This is a genomic window from Atlantibacter sp. MEI4A-1023, from assembly GCF_056155425.1.
The window spans coordinates 2,566,398-2,583,825 of the sequence record NZ_CM149568.1 but is presented as its reverse complement, the minus strand read 5'-3'; the positions used below and the strand labels follow the sequence as shown (position 1 = coordinate 2,583,825).

General features: G+C 54.0%; 18 protein-coding genes. 4 read left to right on the top strand and 14 right to left on the bottom strand.

Annotated elements, in window-relative coordinates:
* Positions 1 to 64 precede the first annotated feature (64 nt).
* Positions 65 to 1,114 (top strand): L,D-transpeptidase LdtE, encoded by a 1,050-nt coding sequence (ldtE, locus tag ACVV26_RS12410; protein ID WP_474797320.1) that lies wholly within the window; start codon positions 65 to 67, stop codon positions 1,112 to 1,114.
* A gap of 64 nt (positions 1,115 to 1,178) precedes the next feature.
* On the opposite strand, the gene lpp is transcribed toward ldtE, so the two are convergent.
* From lpp to ACVV26_RS12395, 3 genes are all read right to left on the bottom strand, one after another.
* Positions 1,179 to 1,415 (bottom strand): murein lipoprotein Lpp, encoded by a 237-nt coding sequence (gene lpp / locus ACVV26_RS12405; protein ID WP_001082307.1) that lies wholly within the window; start codon positions 1,413 to 1,415, stop codon positions 1,179 to 1,181.
* Between the two features lie 307 nt (positions 1,416 to 1,722).
* Positions 1,723 to 3,135, bottom strand: a complete 1,413-nt coding sequence (gene pykF, locus ACVV26_RS12400; RefSeq protein WP_474797319.1) for a pyruvate kinase PykF — start codon at positions 3,133 to 3,135, stop codon at positions 1,723 to 1,725.
* Between the two features lie 13 nt (positions 3,136 to 3,148).
* Entirely contained in the window at positions 3,149 to 3,253 is a 105-nt protein-coding gene (locus ACVV26_RS12395; protein ID WP_474801835.1) for a hypothetical protein, read from the bottom strand.
* Between the two features lie 652 nt (positions 3,254 to 3,905).
* On the opposite strand from ACVV26_RS12395, the gene ACVV26_RS12390 reads away from it, so the two are divergent.
* The 3 genes from ACVV26_RS12390 (at position 3,906) to ACVV26_RS12380 (ending at position 5,416) form a co-directional block, all read left to right on the top strand.
* Positions 3,906 to 4,337 (top strand): OsmC family protein, encoded by a 432-nt coding sequence (locus tag ACVV26_RS12390; RefSeq protein WP_312982432.1) that lies wholly within the window; start codon positions 3,906 to 3,908, stop codon positions 4,335 to 4,337.
* Between the two features lie 81 nt (positions 4,338 to 4,418).
* Complete coding sequence (gene fumD, locus ACVV26_RS12385; protein ID WP_474797318.1) at positions 4,419 to 4,637, top strand: fumarate hydratase FumD; 219 nt, start codon at positions 4,419 to 4,421, stop codon at positions 4,635 to 4,637.
* 332 nt (positions 4,638 to 4,969) lie between these two features.
* Positions 4,970 to 5,416, top strand: a complete 447-nt coding sequence (locus ACVV26_RS12380) for a type II secretion system protein N (RefSeq protein WP_474797316.1) — start codon at positions 4,970 to 4,972, stop codon at positions 5,414 to 5,416.
* A gap of 151 nt (positions 5,417 to 5,567) precedes the next feature.
* On the opposite strand, the gene iagB is transcribed toward ACVV26_RS12380, so the two are convergent.
* The 11 genes from iagB to gspG form a co-directional block, all read right to left on the bottom strand.
* Positions 5,568 to 6,002: a type III secretion system invasion protein IagB gene (gene iagB / locus ACVV26_RS12375; protein WP_312982428.1), complete on the bottom strand. Its 435-nt coding sequence runs from the start codon at positions 6,000 to 6,002 to the stop codon at positions 5,568 to 5,570.
* A gap of 63 nt (positions 6,003 to 6,065) precedes the next feature.
* A complete protein-coding gene (locus tag ACVV26_RS12370; RefSeq protein WP_474797314.1) occupies positions 6,066 to 8,672 on the bottom strand; it encodes a chitinase in 2,607 nt (868 codons plus the stop codon).
* Positions 8,673 to 8,877: 205 nt separating this feature from the next.
* Positions 8,878 to 11,601, bottom strand: a complete 2,724-nt coding sequence (locus tag ACVV26_RS12365; RefSeq protein ID WP_474797312.1) for a glycosyl hydrolase family 18 protein — start codon at positions 11,599 to 11,601, stop codon at positions 8,878 to 8,880.
* Positions 11,602 to 11,821: 220 nt separating this feature from the next.
* Positions 11,822 to 12,625 carry a prepilin peptidase gene (locus ACVV26_RS12360; RefSeq protein WP_474797310.1) on the bottom strand — a complete coding sequence of 268 codons (804 nt, stop codon included), beginning with the start codon at positions 12,623 to 12,625 and terminating at the stop codon, positions 11,822 to 11,824.
* Entirely contained in the window at positions 12,622 to 13,101 is a 480-nt protein-coding gene (locus ACVV26_RS12355; protein WP_474797308.1) for a type II secretion system protein M, read from the bottom strand. The genes ACVV26_RS12360 and ACVV26_RS12355 overlap by 4 nt, the downstream gene beginning before the upstream one ends.
* On the bottom strand, positions 13,098 to 14,264 hold the full coding sequence (gspL, locus tag ACVV26_RS12350) for a type II secretion system protein GspL (protein WP_474797306.1): 1,167 nt from the start codon (positions 14,262 to 14,264) through the stop codon (positions 13,098 to 13,100). The genes ACVV26_RS12355 and gspL overlap by 4 nt, the downstream gene beginning before the upstream one ends.
* Positions 14,265 to 14,277: 13 nt before the next feature.
* Positions 14,278 to 15,336 carry a type II secretion system minor pseudopilin GspK gene (gspK, locus tag ACVV26_RS12345; protein ID WP_474797304.1) on the bottom strand — a complete coding sequence of 353 codons (1,059 nt, stop codon included), beginning with the start codon at positions 15,334 to 15,336 and terminating at the stop codon, positions 14,278 to 14,280.
* On the bottom strand, positions 15,333 to 16,076 hold the full coding sequence (gene gspJ / locus ACVV26_RS12340; RefSeq protein WP_474797302.1) for a type II secretion system minor pseudopilin GspJ: 744 nt from the start codon (positions 16,074 to 16,076) through the stop codon (positions 15,333 to 15,335). Before gspJ ends, gspK begins: the two co-directional genes overlap by 4 nt.
* Positions 16,069 to 16,443: a type II secretion system minor pseudopilin GspI gene (gene gspI, locus ACVV26_RS12335; protein WP_474797300.1), complete on the bottom strand. Its 375-nt coding sequence runs from the start codon at positions 16,441 to 16,443 to the stop codon at positions 16,069 to 16,071. The genes gspJ and gspI overlap by 8 nt, the downstream gene beginning before the upstream one ends.
* A gap of 2 nt (positions 16,444 to 16,445) precedes the next feature.
* Positions 16,446 to 16,949, bottom strand: coding sequence for a GspH/FimT family pseudopilin (locus ACVV26_RS12330; protein ID WP_474797298.1), 504 nt, complete (start codon positions 16,947 to 16,949; stop codon positions 16,446 to 16,448).
* A complete protein-coding gene (gene gspG, locus ACVV26_RS12325; protein WP_474797296.1) occupies positions 16,946 to 17,422 on the bottom strand; it encodes a type II secretion system major pseudopilin GspG in 477 nt (158 codons plus the stop codon). The genes ACVV26_RS12330 and gspG overlap by 4 nt, the downstream gene beginning before the upstream one ends.
* Positions 17,423 to 17,428 lie beyond the last annotated feature (6 nt).

Sequence of the window (17,428 nt, the reverse complement as noted above, 5' to 3'; positions counted from 1 at the left end):
GATTTATCGCCTCGTGTTCTTTCAGCATTCCGGCGTTCTGTCGGTGAACACAGGAAATAATTATATGAAACGCGCGGTCTCTTTAACTCCAATAACACTATCAATACTCCTGGGTGCCTCACAGGCGGCGTATGCCGTGGATTATCTTCTGCCGCCGCCAGGCAGCCGTATCATTGGTGAAAATCACACTTATGTGGTGCCCAATGACGGCAAAAGCCTCGAATATATCGCCGAGAAGTTTGAAACCGGCGTGCTGTCGCTGATTGAGGCCAATAATACCGTCGACCCGTATCTGCCGAAACCGGGTACGCCGCTCATCATCCCGGCGCAGATGATCCTGCCGGATACGCCACGCGAGGGGATTGTGATTAACCTGGCGGAGCTGCGGTTGTACTACTACCCGCCGGGGCAAAACCGGGTAGAGGTGTATCCGCTGGGGATTGGTCAGTTAGGGCGTGAAACGCCGGTCATGGTGACTCGTATCAGCCAGAAAATCCCCAATCCGACGTGGACGCCGACGGCCAATATCCGGGCGCGCTCGCTGGCGCAGGGTATTAAACTGCCCCCGGTGATACCCGCCGGGCCGAATAACCCGCTGGGGCGCTATGCGCTGCGTCTGGAACAGGGCGGCGGCGAGTATTTGATCCACGGCACTAATGTTCGCAGCAGCATCGGGATGCGGGTCAGTTCTGGCTGTATCCGCATGCGCGCGCCGGATATTAAAGCGCTGTTCAGCCAGGCGGCGTGGGGTACACGGGTGCAGATTATTGATGAACCGGTGAAATACAGTGTCGAGCCGGACGGCAAGCGCTATGTCGAAGTGCACCAACCGCTGTCGAAAAACGACTGGGATAATCCGCAAACGCTGCCTATTGCTATCAACGCCGCCTTTGGGCAGTTCATCGACGATGGGCGTACCGACAGTATGGCGGTAGATAACGCCATCACCCGGCGGGCGGGTTATCCGGTGGATGTCAGCGGGATGCAGAGCCAGCCTTCGGGCCTGACGCCGGTGGTGCCGATTCAGAGCGTCAAAGCGCAGCCACAGGGCGCGCCGAAGCCTCAGCAGGACATTTCCTTAGTGAGCGGGCAAAACGGCGTGGTGATGCAGTAAGCGGGGTTAAACGAAGGGCAAAAAAAATGGCGCACAATGTGCGCCATTCTTAACACAGGTACTATTACTTACGGTATTTAGTAGCCTGGTTGTCCAGACGCTGGTTAGCGCGAGCTGCGTCGTCTTTAGCAGCCTGAACGTCGGAACGCATTGCGTTCACGTCGTTGCTCAGCTGGTCAACTTTAGCGTTCAGAGTCTGAACGTCAGAAGACAGCTGATCGATTTTAGCGTTGCTGGAGCAACCAGCCAGCAGAGTAGAACCCAGGATTACCGCGCCCAGTACCAGTTTAGTACGATTCATTATTAATACCCTCTAGATTGAGTTAATCTCCATGTAGCGTTACAAGTATTACACAAAGTTTTTTATGTTGAGAATATTTTTTTGATGAGAATCCACTTAATTTTGATCGTTCGCTCAAAGAACCATCGAATTTAGCCATTTGGTTAAAAAAAGTGTGTTAAAACAGTCTTTTTTCATCGGATTCATCTTAGATTTTTGTCCTGTTGAATAGCAAATTTCGATTTGATTTTTTATTTAGTTTGGCTATTGGCGGAAATAAAAAAAGCACCCGAGGGTGCTTTTTAGCAAATTAATTAACGTTTCTTAATTAAAGAACGTGAACGGAAGCCGTATTGGTTGTGCCGCTCGGAACTAGCGCGCCGGATACCATTACCACCACGTCGCCTTTATTTGCGAGGCCGCTTTCCAGCGCCGCTTCTTTACCCAGGCGGTAGAAGTCATCGGTAGAGGCGATCTCTTTCACCAACTGCGGTACCACGCCTTTGCTCAGCACCAGCTGGCGCGCAGTCACTTCGTTAGTGGTCAGCGCCAGAATAGTGGCGTTCGGGAAGTATTTACGCACCGCTTTAGCGGATTTACCGCCCTGGGTAGCAACCACAATCAGGTTGGCTTCCAGGTTCTCAGCGGTTTCAACCGCACCGCGGCATACGGCTTCGGTGATGCGCAGTTTGCGGTTGCCGTTGTGGTTTTCCAGACGGCTCTGCATCACGCGGTCGGTACGCTCGCAGATGGTCGCCATGATGGTGACCGCTTCCAGCGGGTATTTCCCTTTTGCGGATTCACCGGACAGCATCACGGCGTCGGTGCCGTCGATGATGGCGTTCGCTACGTCACCGGCTTCTGCGCGGGTCGGACGCGGGTTCTTAATCATGGAATCCAGCATCTGGGTCGCGGTGATCACCACTTTACGGGCGCGCACGCATTTTTCGATCATCATCTTCTGAGCGAAGATCACTTCTTCAACCGGGATTTCAACGCCCAGGTCGCCACGGGCAACCATGATGCCGTCAGAGGCTTCGAGGATTTCGTCGAAGTTGTTCAGGCCTTCCTGGTTTTCGATTTTGGAGATGATCTGGATAGATTCGCCGCCGTTAGCTTTCAGGTGCGCACGAATTTCTTCTACGTCGGAACGCTTACGGATAAAGGACGCCGCAACGAAATCGACGCCTTGCTCGCAACCGAAGATCAGGTCTTTTTTATCTTTCTCAGCCAGCGCCGGCAGGGCGATGGAAACGCCAGGCAGGTTAACGCCTTTGTTTTCGCCCAGGTCGCCGTTGTTCAGCACTTTACAGATAACCTTGTTGCCTTCAATGGCGGTCACTTCCATGCCGATTAGACCATCGTCCACCAGCACGGTGTTGCCAACGCTCAGGTCGCTGGTGAAGCCTTCGTAGGTAACCGCAACGATTTCGTTGTTACCCACGACGGTTTTGTCGGTAGTGAAGGTGAAGGTCTGGCCCGCTTTCAGAGAAACGTCGTTGCCGCCTTCCAGTTTGATGGTGCGGATTTCCGGTCCTTTGGTATCCAGCAGGATGGCTGCTTTTTTACCGCTTTTAGCCATCACGTTGCGCAGGTTCTGGATGCGCTGGCCATGCTCGTCATAGTCACCGTGAGAGAAGTTAAGACGCATCACGTTCATGCCCGCGTCGAGCATTTTGGACAGCATCTCTTCAGATTCGGTTTTCGGGCCGATGGTGCAAACAATTTTGGTCTTTTTCATGACAGTTTTAATCTTAACGTTGAGAAGGATAAGGGATTTTTACCCCACGGCATTGTGTGCCCTGGGCGGAAACAGGTGTCTTAAAGCGCTGGTGGCACCGTATAAGAATAGGTGACATCAAAAAAGCGTGCAGAGGAATGTATGCTGAAGTTTCAGCCGGGAAAAGGCAGGCAAAGTCATTATAAGATTTAAGGCCGTCCAATATGCTGAAACCATTCAAGTTAGAAACGGCGGTAGTATAAGACAAACGCAACAGGAAGGAAAATGAAAGCGCTGTTTCATAAAATTTTCAGGCAGTTTCACAAGTGCCTGTTATCACCGCGTTGCGATTGAATAAATTTTGTTAATCAGAGTGTGATCAATCGCCCATTATCAGCATGAGCGTAGGCCGAAATAACGAAGTTTACGCACGTTTAAAAGACGCATCTCGTGAGATGCGCCTTATTCGCGCATTATTTGACCTTTGACACCGGGCACAGCAATTCTCGCAGAATGTGGATTCGCTGTTCGGGCGTTAAATAAAAAGGCGAGGGTGTCTGGCGACGGGGTTCATTCGCCCAAGCCTGTTTCAGGTTTTGCAGATAGTGCTCAATCATGATGTTTCTCCTCACTCGGACGAAGTCAATTTAGCGCCTGAAATACGGAAGAAAAACTGACGATATCATGTAAATTGTTCCGCATTTAATCGCTGCGTCGTCATCCCACCCTCTCCGGCAGGTTTACTATTCTTTCCTATACTTAAGCTTTGTTCCCGAAACAGGAGAGTAATAATGACGATTCAAAAAAGCGGTCAGGCACACTGGGAAGGCGACATCAAAAGCGGTAAAGGCACCGTTTCTACCGAGAGTGGCGTGCTAAGCCAACAGCCTTACGGCTTTAATACCCGTTTCGAAGGCGCAAAAGGCACCAACCCTGAAGAACTTATTGGCGCGGCCCATGCGTCTTGTTTCTCCATGGCGCTTTCGTTAATGTTGGGCGAGGCGGGGCATAAGGCGCAATCCATTGATACCAAAGCCGTCGTATCGCTGGATAAAGCGGGTGAAGGGTTCGAAATCACCAAAGTGGCGCTGACCAGTGAAGTTTCCGTGCCAGGCGTCGATAAAAATGAATTCGACGAGATTATCCAGAAAGCCAAAGCGGGCTGTCCGGTTTCTAAAGTGCTGAACGCGGAAATCACCCTGGATTACACCCTGAAAAATTAATCGCAATCAGGCCGCCTGGCGTCAGGTGGCCCTCATTGTCCAGAGGCGTTGTTCGCGCTGGACCAATTAACGTGGATGCACATGAGCAATAAGACCAAAGACGAAGAGCTGTATCAGGAGATGTGCCGGGTAGTGGGTAAAGTGGTGCTGGAAATGCGCGATCTGGGCCAGGAGCCCAAACATGTGGTGATTGCCGGTGTGGTGAGGACCTCGCTTGCCAACCAAAAAATCAAACGTAGTGCGTTAACCGAAGAAGCCATGGAAAAAGTGCTTCAGGCCTTAACGCCATCGCACGGTTAATACGGTATTAAGTCGTGTTGTCACTTTTTATCATCCGGTAAATTGCTCTGTTATTAATGGCGTTATTTGTTATTAATGACTGAGCAATGTTGTTTTTATCTCGCGCATTAAATTTCATTAAATAACGAATTCTTCTCTGCTTAATCAGTAAAATTTAAGTAACTGGTTTTAATGTAAGGCAAAAATAGATAAAGCGACGTGTCGCGCTGGCAAACTGAAACTAGAGATTCGGATAATTGATTGATAAAATCATTTGTCTCAATGAACGGCTTTAATTCATTCATTAAATTAATTGGCCTTCGTATGTCTCTTAAAGTGAAAGCGTGAAAGTTATGATTAATTCATCGGTAAAAAAATTTATCTTCCCGGGGCTGTTGGGCGTGATTGCCCTGGCCGGTATTGGCCAGTCCGCATTGGGTTTACAAAACTGGTCGCAAACCCGCGAAGCAATTAGCGTTGTTCAACAGGCTCCTGTGGTCCAGGGAACCCCGCCAGTCACGCTGGCGCTGTATAACGTGGCAGAAGCCGCTCCCCTTGCGCAGGCCAGTGCGCCAAAACTCGCTTTAGACATTAGCGGCATTATTTTTAGCAATGACGCCGATTTGTCTGCCACCGTAATTAAACAAGGTGCCGAGCAGGTGGTTTATCATGTGGGTGAAACATTGCAGGGTTATCCGGATGCGCGTGTGGTAGGGATTAGTAAAGATCATATTAAAGTGGATTATCGCGGCGTCGTCCAGGATGTAAATTTACCTGCGCCAGATTATGCTCACGCCTGATAAGCGCTCGTTAAAATTCAAGGCATTTTAGCAATGGCGCAATAAGCGAAGCGATGCGAATAAAGGTTTAATCGCATCGCGTATTTATTTCATTGACATGCTGCCAAATAATAAAGAGTAACGACGTAGTTTGTGTCTTTCTTGCGGATCATTAAAATCCCCTGAGCCGCTGGTAACGTTGCCACACTTTTTTGGCATAGCGCATGCGTAAATCGTGGCGGCTGGCGCGTGTTCCAGCGTTATATGCGCCAATCGCTTCCCAGTTATAGCCGTACATCTGCACCATCTCGTAGAGAATGGATGCGCCGACCAGCACAGAAACACAGGGATCGCGCATCAGTACGATCTCATCCACCCCAAGTTTACGCAGGCGCGCTAAATGCGTGCTGTTTATCTGCATCAGCCCGACATCGTAGCTGCCGTTCGTGTTCACGTTAATCGCCTCAGGGTTCATGCCCGATTCCACTTGCGCAATCGCGGTGAGCAACCTGGGGTCGAGGTCAAAATAACGCGCGGCTTCATCCCAGCACGTCGCCTGAGCCATCATACTGACGGCAAAAAGCGGTAATGCGAATAAGGCTTTCATCGTCTGCCTCCGGCCTGAAAATAACGGCATCATCTTGCGATGACGCCGTTATGGCGTGACAAATTAACGTTTGATCCAGGCGTCTTTCCAGTTCAGACCTTCACCCGGGGCATAAGCCCAGGCTGCGCCTTTACACCATCCTGCATAAGGGAACGGTTTACACTCGTAAATGCCACCATCTTTGGCTTTTACGCGGGTACCGCCTTTGTACTGGCTGATGTTCTGCGGATAGACGTACTGGAAGTCACCACCGGAAGGTGCGGCCACCGGGCTGACCTGAAGCACGGTGGCCGCCGTGTCGCTAAGCCCGCTCTGGTCAGTCACCCGTACCGTCAACGGATACGACTGGATAGCCGTGACCGACGGAGCCGTGATAGTCAGGGTGTTGGTGGTCTGGCCCGTGACCTGGCCGATGCCTGACGGAAGCGTCCAGCTCCAGTTCAACTGCGCACTGGTGCTGTCAGGATCGGTGGCGGTCGCGGTGATCACAACCGGGCTACCGCTTTGTGTCTGGAAGGTCGGCGCAAGGGTAATGGTCGGTTTCACCGGCTGCGCGGCTTCCAGCACCGTAACCGTGGTGTCGGCGTAAGCACTGCTTTGACCATCACTCACCGTCAGACGGAAGGTATAGGTTGCGCGGGAGGCGGAGGGAAGGGTAAACGTCGCGCGCGCCTGATTACCATTGGCGAGTGTGACGCTTGGGCCAGCGGTTTGCGTCCACTGGTAGGTCAACGCGTTGCCGTCAGCGTCGGTGGAGCCGGAGCCATCAAGGGTAACGGTTTGCGCACCCTGAACAGTCTGGCTGACGCCCGCATTGGCGACCGGTGGCGTATTCGACGGCGTCGGTTCAGGTGTTGGCGTTGGCGTCGGCTGGCTACCGCCACCGCTGCTTCCGCCGCCACCGGTATTGGCACCGCTCTCCACCGTGAAGGGGGAAAAGACGTCGCTAAACGCATATAAAGGTGCCTGCTCGGTAGGGAGACCGCTGTTCTCCGGGCCGACATAGCCCTGCTGGCCCGGCTGGTCGCGCGCCATTGACCAGATGCCGATCATACCTATTTTGCGATCCTGCGCCTGCTGCATCACCATACGGGCATCGGAGAGATAAAAGGTTTCGCCCTGCACGTCGTTATAGCCAATCATCGGCGTGGTGCCCAACATACCGTTCACTTCACTGTCACTCTTCTCAGGCCAGATTTTTTTGACCTGCTGGAACAGGTTATCTACGGCGGACGTCGCGCATTTACCGTGAATATTCTGGCCCTCTTTACCGGACGACTGGCAAACCGAATTGCCGTAATCCATGGTCATCACGTTAATGCCGGTGAGCTCAACGCCTTTGGCTTTGGCGTCTTCCAGCACGTAGATGCCTTCCGGGGTTAACCCGGTGGGCAGGATCGGCAGGGTAAACAGCAGCCCCACTTTACGTCCCTCTTTTTTCCAGCGTTCCTGAACGATTTTCAGCGCTTCATTACGGCGCTGGATAGATTCATGATCGGCAACCCAGTTCCCTTCAATATCAAAGTCGAGCACTTTCAGGTTCAGGTTATCGACAATATCGTAGTAGTGGGTCTGGAGATCGTTGACGTTCTTACAGGCAGCGGCCAGCGGTGAGTTGTTGGCACCGCCGATAGACACCTGAATATCGCCGCCCGCCTCACGTAGCGCCTTGATTTTACTGTACTGGGTATAGTCATTGATGTTGTAAGCCGTACCCCAGGTCGGCAAACAGGTGTTCGCATCTTTGGCGACGATAAACGCCATGGTGTAGTGGGTGATCTTCTTGCTCAACGCCAGCGAGGCAAGGTCCGGGATGGTGTTGAGCGTAAAGTCGACATAAGGCGCATACACATGGGCAGGCCATTCATATTTCGGCGTACCTACGCGCTCTTTGGTTCCCGCCCAGTCAATATAGATGCCCCAGGGGGATGGATCGCTTGGCCGTACTTGCTGAACGTTAGCCAGAGAAACGTAAGGTTGCCCCTGGTATTTCACCAGCGAACCGGCAGGGTAGAGGGTCTGGAGGTTCATATCCTGGGCGTTCGCCACTTCCTGATCGGTCCAGACTTTGATGGTGCCGAGCGGCTGCCATGGCTGGGCGTTATCGCCGGTCGGGTTCTGATGCTCTTCTTTAGAAGGATCGACGCCGATATTGTAGAACAGGGACTTATAACCCTGCCCGTTAATTAACACAATATCTCCGCCGTCATAGACTTTGTTCGGTTCCCATTGCGGAACCGGAACATAGGCCATCCACGGATTTGGCTGGCCCGGGGCAAACGTCGACGCGCCGATGTTGGTCAGCGCTTTATAACTCACGCCGCCCACGGCGACTTTGTCATCTTTGGCATAACTTTGCGCGCTGTTGAACTCGGGGAGCCTGGCTGCTGGCGCGCCGTTGGAAATATCACAGTTAGAGGGGTTGCCGTACTGGCTCATTTCCTGCGCGGTAGCGGCTCGCTGTTGTCGCCAGGGGTTGCTGGGATCGTCAGAGGTGGGGCAGTTGCTGGCACCCACCCACCATTCGTTGCTATAGACATTACCGGCAAAAATCACCTGATAAGTGTCGCCGCCTTCCTGCCCGCTCCATGCTTCAAGGGCAAAGGCAGGCGTGGCCATACTGCAAAGACAAACTACGCTGATGGCGGTGGCTAGAGCTTTTCTTTTCATAGGATGACCTTAGTAGTTTTACTCCGTGGATGAGCACATGCCTGACGCAAGGTACTGACGGATGGGCGAGCGACGCAGTGAAACCGCCACTGCGCCGCCCGTGCTCTGACTCGTCAATCACCTCTGCCGACACGCAGGCTACGTCGCGGCGGCATTGCCAACATTCAGGCGTGCGTGTCGTGGCGCAACACGCCCTCGTGTCTGGTTATTTACAGTCAGAGGCACCTCCTTTCACCCACACATCGGCTTTACCAGGCTCATCACCTTTGGTCCACCATTTGGCTTTCCACTGGAAGCCTGCGTAATCGGTGGTGTCGCCGCCGTTATAGACGACGTCTGGTCTCCAGGACATTTTCACCTGGCTCACCAACTGCCACTGATCGGCGTCAAACCCTGGCGCGTTATTTTGCGTCCAGTATTTCGCTTTCCAGACGAGGTTTTGGTAGCTGACGGTTTCGCCGCCGTTGTACACCTTGCTGGCCGACCAGGCCGGGTACTTGCTGGCGTTCGGGTCGGTTGGCGTTGCGCAACTGCCGCCTGCGCTGCCGCCGCCGCTGGTGCCATCATCCGGGGTCGGTTCCGGTTCCGGAGTCGGTTCCGGTGCCGGGCCAGGAGTTGGATCCGGTGACGGTAACGGTTCGTCGCTTTCACGCGGCGTCACGGTCACGCTGACCGACTGTTGGGTACTGGTTTTACCGTCACTGACGCTAACCGAAATGCTAAACGACTGGCTTGCAGTCACATTTGGTGCGGTAATCGTCAGGTTTGGCGTAGTGTTGCCTTCCGCTGAGAACTCACCCGGCACGTTCCACTGGTAGGTCAGCGGATCGTTGTCCTGATCCTGCGCCTGTGCATGCAGATTCAACTCCTGACCCGCTTGCAGCGTGATGGCTTCAAACGGATTCACGGTCGGTGCATGGTTCGGGGCAGGGGCTTTATCCACCACCTGAATAGCCGCCGTGCTGCTCAGCCCGCCGCTATCGGTGACCTTAAGCTGGAAGCCATAGGTTTTGTCGGTGGTGGTCGCCGGCGCGTTGAAGGTGGCTTTCGCCGTGTTTTTATTGTTCAGCGTCACGGTGGTGCCAGAGGTCTGGCTCCAGGCATAGGTCAGCGCGCTGCCTTCCGGATCGTGAGAGCCGGAACCATCGAGCGTAACCTGAGCTGGGCCGGTGACCTGCTGGTCAACCGCTACAGCTACCGGCGGTTGGTTGGTTGGCGTCGGTGTTGGCGTGCCGCCACCGCCGCTGCTGCCGCCACCCATCAGGCTTTCGTTCATGGCGTTAAGGATATCGCCGTTATCCGCGTCGATTTCCCAGGCGAACAGCCCCGCCAGCCCTTTGTCCAGCACGTATTTGCCCTTCGCCGTGGTTGAACGAACGTCATCGTAAGTGATCAGATCGCCGGTGGTTTTGTTAAACAGGTACGGCGCTTCGGCGGTGATGTCGTAGTTGTACTCCCAGCCAGAGCCGTTGCGGTACTCGTTCGCGATTTGACGGTAGTCGACGACCCCTTCCTCCCAGGTTCCTTTCACCGCGCCAGTCGCGGTACCGCCGGTGAACGGGTTGTTATTGGTATAGCCGTTTACGCCGGTCCAGCCGCGGCCATACATCGCCACGCCCAGCACCAGTTTTTTCGGATCCACACCTTGTTCAAGCAGCAGTTTCAGACCGTTATCTGCGGTGTATTGGGTATCCGGCTTCCAGGTTGGGGCATAGATTGCGGTCTGGTGGCCGCGATCGGTCATGCTCCAGGCGCCGTAGAAGTCGTAACTCATCATAAAGATGTTATCGAGATACTGGCTGGCAGTGCGATAATCAACGTTAGCGATTTTATCGTTGCCGACGCCAATCGCCGAGGTGAGCTTATAGGTTTTACCCGTCTCCGCCGATAGCCCGTTCAACATGGCGCGCAGTTCCCGCATCAGCGCGGTATAGGTATCCCGGTCCTGCGGCCCGCCCAGGTTGGCATTTTCACCGCCGCCGCCCGGGAACTCCCAGTCAATATCTACACCGTCAAAAAATTTCCAGGTTTTCAGGAATTCTTTAACGGAGGCGACGAACCGGTCGCGCTTGGTTTTATCGTTCATAAAAAAGAACGGGTCGGAGAGGGTCCAACCGCCGATCGAAGGCAGCACCTTCAGATTGGGGTTGGCGAGTTTAAGCTGCATCAGCTTTTTAAAGTTGCCTTTGTAGGGGTCATCCCAGGTGTCTAAGCCGGGCTCAGCCATCTGAACGGCGGCATAGGGGTCATGCAGGGTCACCTGAAAATCCTGGCGGCCTTCACAAGATTTCTGAAGCGCCTGGAAGCTGGTGCCGATGGTTTTGATACTGTCGTTGATCCCGTCACCGCCGCAAATCGCGACAAAGCCATACAGAATGTGGTTAAGGTTAGCGGCGGGTATTTTGCTCACAGGATACTGGCGGCCGTAAACGCCCCATTCAGCGAAATAGGCACCCACGACCTTATCGGGATGCTGGCTAAACGTCTTGTTGTTCTCCTGCATCGCTGGCGCAAGCGGCGTCAGGTGGCTGCCGTCGGTATCGGCAACCACAATGAGTTTGTTGTCGCTTTTGGTACAGCCGCTGGCGTTACACAGTTCGACCTGAGTCTGATACCGCCCCCCTTTATTCACCGCGAACGTGGCTTTACCGCTGGCTCCCGCTGAACCTGTCCACATGGTTTTGCCGTTCATCAACACCTTGGCACTGGTGCCGGTATCACCGCTCCAGACGTTCCATTCAACGACAACGTTGACCGAGTTATTAATCTTGACCAGTTGGTTATAGGCGGTGGCGGAATCGTCTACCTGTACCAGCGCATATTTGTCATTACCGTATCCCAGCGTGGGCTTAGCCGGTAAAGCTGCCCAGGCGGGTAAAGTAATCGAGGCAATCGCAATTGCCAGCAATTTACGTTTCATTCGTTTCATTCGTGAGCCCCATATTCAGATAAGTCACTTGCCTGCCTTTATCTGCGATTAACAGAGAAAGCATGAGCACACCATTAAACTGAGTGAGAATATTATTGTGACCGCGCTCTCCTGTAAGTAATAAGTGAGGGTTTTGCAAATAAAAGTACTGCCGGATGCGAATACTTAATTTGCCTGCTGTAGTTCCGTTGAAAAAAGACTTAAAAAATTAACGCATGATTCAACCGGTGTAGTGGTAGAAAATAAAAACCCATAATCCGGCAAAACTTAAATAGCTCCCGAAGGGAAAAAGAGACGGGGTGTCACCCCGTTTGCCACCGGCGGCGAACAGCAACCCGGTACAACTGGCGATGATGCAGATATAGGGGATCGCCTGCCAGCCAAGCCAGCCCCCGAGGGCAGCCAGCAGCTTAAAATCGCCGTAGCCAAGCGCCTCCTTTTTCATCAGTAAACGGAAGATCCAATATATCGTCCATAAAGAAAGATACCCTGCGGCTGCGCCGATAATCGCATCGCTCAGCGCCACAGAACCGGTGGCGGTATTAAATAACAATCCCATCCATAAAAGCGGCAGGGTGAACATGTCGGGTAATAAAAAATATTTCCAGTCCATCACGCTTAATATGATAAGAAAACTCACCAGTAACCAGCCCGCGAAAATATCCAGCGGCCGGTGAAACAGTAAAGCAATGACCGCGAACAGTAGGGCGCTTATTATTTCCACGCCAGGGATCCAGTGGGGAATAGGTTCACCACAGGAATGGCAGCGTCCGCGTAATAAAAACCAACTCACCACGGGAATATTTTCCCACCAGTGCAATGCATGTTGGCAGTGATGACAGTGAGAGGCCGGAAACGACAATTGATAAATAACGCCGGTTTCACTTTGCGCCAGCCCCGGCCCCCGGGAAATCACCATGCCCAGAAAGCTGCCGATGATTGCGCCCACTAACATGCATTGGGCAAAAAACAGCAGGGTGTACTCTTCGCGCATCATCATAAAAAGGTGTTGGGGCGTATTCATGGCGCTTTCCCCCAAAACAGCGTCAATTCAATTTTCAACGCGCTGTCATCTTTACCCAGCGGCGTCATTTGCACGGTGTCTAACTGGACGCCCGAGGTGCGGTTGAGCACGACGTACCACTGATAAAACGTGGCAAACGACACGGACTCCAGGGTTACCGTCGCTTTTTGCCCCTGCACCGCAGGCGGCGTGTGCGGGATGTTGCTCTGCTTCAGACTGTCGGTGATGGCCTGTTGCGGGTTGGCGACACGCAGGCGCTGCACGCGTAAATCGTTTTCCACCACCTGCTGCTGCATCCAGGTGTGGGTGCTGTTGGCGCGATCGATCGCCGCTTTCCCTTCATCAATCGCGCCTTGCAGCGGTTGCCAGATGCCGTAAAAAATCACGACCCAGATGAAGGCGAAAAACATCAGCATCACCATCGTTTTTTCTCGTCCGTTACGGGCGTTAAACCAGGCGCTGAGTTTCAGTTTCATTTTTTACCTGCCTGACTTTTCAGAACCGCTGAGAAGGTTTTATCCGCCGCGTTGTCTTTGCCGCCCTCAATTTCAAAGATGAAGGTGGGTTTGGCCTGGTTCACAAACGCCTCAACACGCGCTTTGCTGGGGGCGGTGACATCAACGGTGAAAATCCGTTGGGCGTTCTCGTAGCGAATGACGCCCATCTGAATGTCGGTAAATGCGCTCTTTGCGCGATCCAACTGGGCGATGTCGAAAAAGAAATCGCGCGGCGGGTTTTTAAGCTGCTGGGTAAAGTGGTACTTCAAATTGGTGGTGAAGTTCGCACGCGGAAAATAGTCGGCAAATGTCGCCTGCACCGATTGCTCCGCTTCGTTCTGGCGGGTTTTGATCTGCCATAAATTGGCGAGTTGCGGCAGCAAACTGAGCAGCAGCGCCAGCACCACGGTGCCGATCAGCGGTTTGCGCCAGCGGCGTATTTCGTCTTTTAAATCTGCCTGCTGGCCGAACGGACCGTGCAGCATATTCAATTTCTTCGCGCGCAGTTCCGGTTGGATCAACAGCAGCGGATGCTGCCAGGGATTCGCTTCCACCGCCGTGCTGAAATTAGCGGGCATTTCGCCGTAGCACTGGTGATTGCCTTCACCCAGGCGCTCAAACACGACGGGTAACAACGGCGCGCCAATCACCGTTGCCTGCGTTTCGCTTTGCCGGATCCACCATTCATCTTCCAGGGCCACAAAGGTTACCCCGTCATTATTCAGCGGCAGCAACAGCGCGTCCGGCACGGCCTTGATGACCTCTAAACCCGCATCGCGACAGGCATCGATCCAGCGCTGGAGTTGCGTGGCGTTAACGGCCACCGCCACCACCTGATTGCCCATTTTGCGCACCGGGGTCCAGTGCAGATCTTCCACATCGCCCATCAACGTCTCTTCAGCCAGCCAACTGAACTGCGGCGTCTGGCTGAACGGCCCTTTTTTTACCAGCGTAAACTCACGGAAGATCGCTTCGCTGGCGGGGATCAGCAGGCATACCGATTTGGCGAGCGGGTGTTGTGACAACGCGCTTAACTGCGCCCAGCCATGCAGTTGCGCCGGTTCGTCCGGCGAACCGGGAACGCACCACCAGACAATATCGTCGGGTTTCGAGCCTGGCCTGATGAGTAATGCTTCTTTCATTGGCGCATTCCTTTTAATCGACAAGGCGATAACGGCGGGACCACAGCATCTGATTGCCCGCCTCTGCGTTGATATACAGGCCGTCAGCGCTACGCAGCGTTAACGAGTCCGTTTTACCGATGTGGTATACGGTAAAAAAATGGCTGGTGGTGGTGATATACGTGCCCAAATTCACCGACTGGCTTTTCACCGGAAACTGTTTTTCGAGCTGTTCTTTAAAGCTGTCCACGGTTTCCCAACCGGTTTCCGGGCGCTGATCGATAAGGCGCATCACGTCTTCCGGCGTCAGATTGCCGAAGAACAGGGCAGAGAGCAGCGGGGCCTGGTCGCGCCCGAGGGTATTCACGTTTACCGCGGTTTGGGTGGTCGGCAGGGCGCAGAACAGCTTTGCCACGCGCGGGTAATAACCCACAGGGAAATCGGGCAACAGTTTTATCTCGCTGATGGAGTACATCATCTGGTGCGCCGGGACGCGCGGCGGCTTTTGTGAGGCATAGGCCTGGGTAAAATCGGTGGAGACCGCATTGGGATCGCTATTTTCAATACCCAAATAATCGCTGAGCTGTTTGTAGAGCGTCTCGGCGGTCATCGGGTTAATCCCGGTGCTGTTGAGCAGATACTCCACCACTTTTTTGCGTTGGTCATCCTCAGACAAACCGGCATTAGGGTCGGCGCTGTCCGGCGTGGCGTTGGCTGTGGCGGTCGGGGTTGCCGCAGCACTCTGTGGCGAAGGAAGCAGGGAATTGACGTTGAAACAATTTTGCCCGTCAACCACTTCGCTCTTCACCACCGCGCCGTCAACGTCGGTTTCCAGCGGTTCGTCCCAGAGCTGCTTGAAGGCACCGGCTTTCTGCGGGTCCGCCATATCTTTCTCCAGCGCGCGACGAATCTGGCTATCGGCGCTGAGAATGGCCCAGCGCAGCTTCTGCTGGCTAATCTGGTACTGAATACGTTGTAAATTGCCGGTAAATTGCTGGCTTATCCGCGCGGCCATCACCGACATCAGCACCAACAGGATCAGCACCACCAGCAACGCCACGCCGCGCTGACGTTGTTCACGAGTTTTGCTCATTGCGTGCCTCCTTGTGGTTGTGCGGGTGTTTGTCCTGCTGCGCCTGACGGGGCTTGTGCCTTGTTGTCAGCGGGTGCGGCAGTGCCGTCTTGCGTATCGGGTTCTGCGTTTGGCTGTTCCGGGTTCGCCGTGGCGTCCTGGCTGCCTGCGTTGGCGGTCAACGGCGGCCATCCGTCGGTGGCGACAAACACCCAGCGCCACTGCTCGTCATTTTCCATCGTCAGGGTCAGCTCAACGCCCTGCGGGATGTCGGTTTTGCTTTCCCAGTTGGGCCGCCATCCGTCCTGGAAGAAGCGCCATTGCACGGCTTTCACATGCTCCAGCACCGGCACCCGCGTGCCCTGAGTAGCCGAGGCCATATCAAGGGCAGGGGAGAATTCCCGCCACAGCGTGTTCTTATCCAGCAGCCAGTTAACGCGTAAAATGTCCGGCTCTGTGGGGCGTCCAAATGCGGCCAGGTTGTCCTGGGTAGTAAACACAATCGCCTGCTGCTGATGATGAAACGCGCTCTCGTCGCCATGAACCGGGCGAGGCACCATTTGCGTCATGTCGCGCTCAAGCCGGCTGTAGGTCAGTTGCAACTGGCTCAGGTTCGCCGTTTGCTTATCGGTAAACGCGGCGTTTTCCATGGCCCCGTGGATAATTTGCCAGGCCATCATGCTGATCATCGCAAAGACCATCAGGGCAATCATGACTTCCAACAATGTGAAGCCCTGTTGGCGGCGAACCCTGCTATTCATCGCTGCTCCAGACGGATGCATCCGATAACGTCACCAGCGCACTTGTGTTCTCTTCCGGCGGGTAAACCGAGACCTGATTCGTGGGTTTACCGGCTTCGTCTTTCACCATTTGCGCCTGCCAGCGCCACGCTTGTCCGCCCATAGTGACCGTGCCTTGCTGCGGCTCCTGGGTGAATTTATTCGAGGACAGATGTGCCTCGGCGATGATATTTTCCGCTACCCAACTCGCCCGTAATACATCGCCAAGCCGCCCGGTATAATTGGTGCTCACGCTGATGGTGTTCATCAGCGCCAGTGCGGCGGTGGAAAAAATAGCCAGCGCAACCATGACTTCCAGCAAGGTCATTCCAGATTCACGGTGCGCCATAGTTATTCCTTATTGACCAGGGTGATCGGCATTGCGCCCTTTGACACAACATCAAAACCTTGCTGCTCCCCGATAGCGCTGAGCGACAGCGTAAAGGCGCTGGCCTCGCCATCCGGTAAAAACAGGATCTGCGGCGGCGATGCCAGAGATTCCGCAAGGCGCTGCGGCACCAGCGCAATCCGCACATTGTCCGGGAACACCCCCCGGGTAGTGACGCGTCCTGCATCCAGCGGACGCCAGGCGGCGGCTTGGTCCGTCGGCACATCGTTGTGATTAAGCTCAACCAGCAGAAACTCCCGGTCAGTCATCACCATCCCGATGATGTTGCCTTCCATCACGGCCCGTGATGATGCGTATTCCAGCAGCGTTTTAAATTGCTGCCCGAACACGCCAGGCCCGCTGCGATCCGGGATGGTCATCACAACCAGCAGCGCGCTGCTGGCGAAGATCATGACGGCCAGCATCACCTCTAATAAGGTGAATCCCCGTTGTCGCGTGGCGATCATTTTTGTTCCTGCCCATCGCCCGGTTTTTTATCCAGGGTCCAGTTAGTCACATCATCCGGGGTATTCGGTTCGGCATCCGGGCCGGAAGAAAAGATATCGATCGGACCATGTTCGCCGGGGCTGACAATTAAATAATCATTACCCCAGGGGTCTTGCGGCAGACGTTTGATATAGCCATCCGAGCGATAGTTATCCGGCACCGGGGTTAATTCCGGTTTGGTGACTAAGGCATTTAATCCCTGTTCAGTCGTCGGGTAACGGTGATTATCCAGCTTGTACATATCGAGTGCGTTTTCTAAGGCGATAATATCGCTGACCGCTTTTTGTTTATCAGCGCGCTCTTTGTTGCTCATTAAATTGGGCACCACCATACTGGCCAGAATGCCCAGGATAACGATAACGACCATTATTTCCAGCAGGGTGAAGCCACGTTGATGACGTAATTCCCGAGCGGCGTTCATTGATGTTTTCATAGCGTT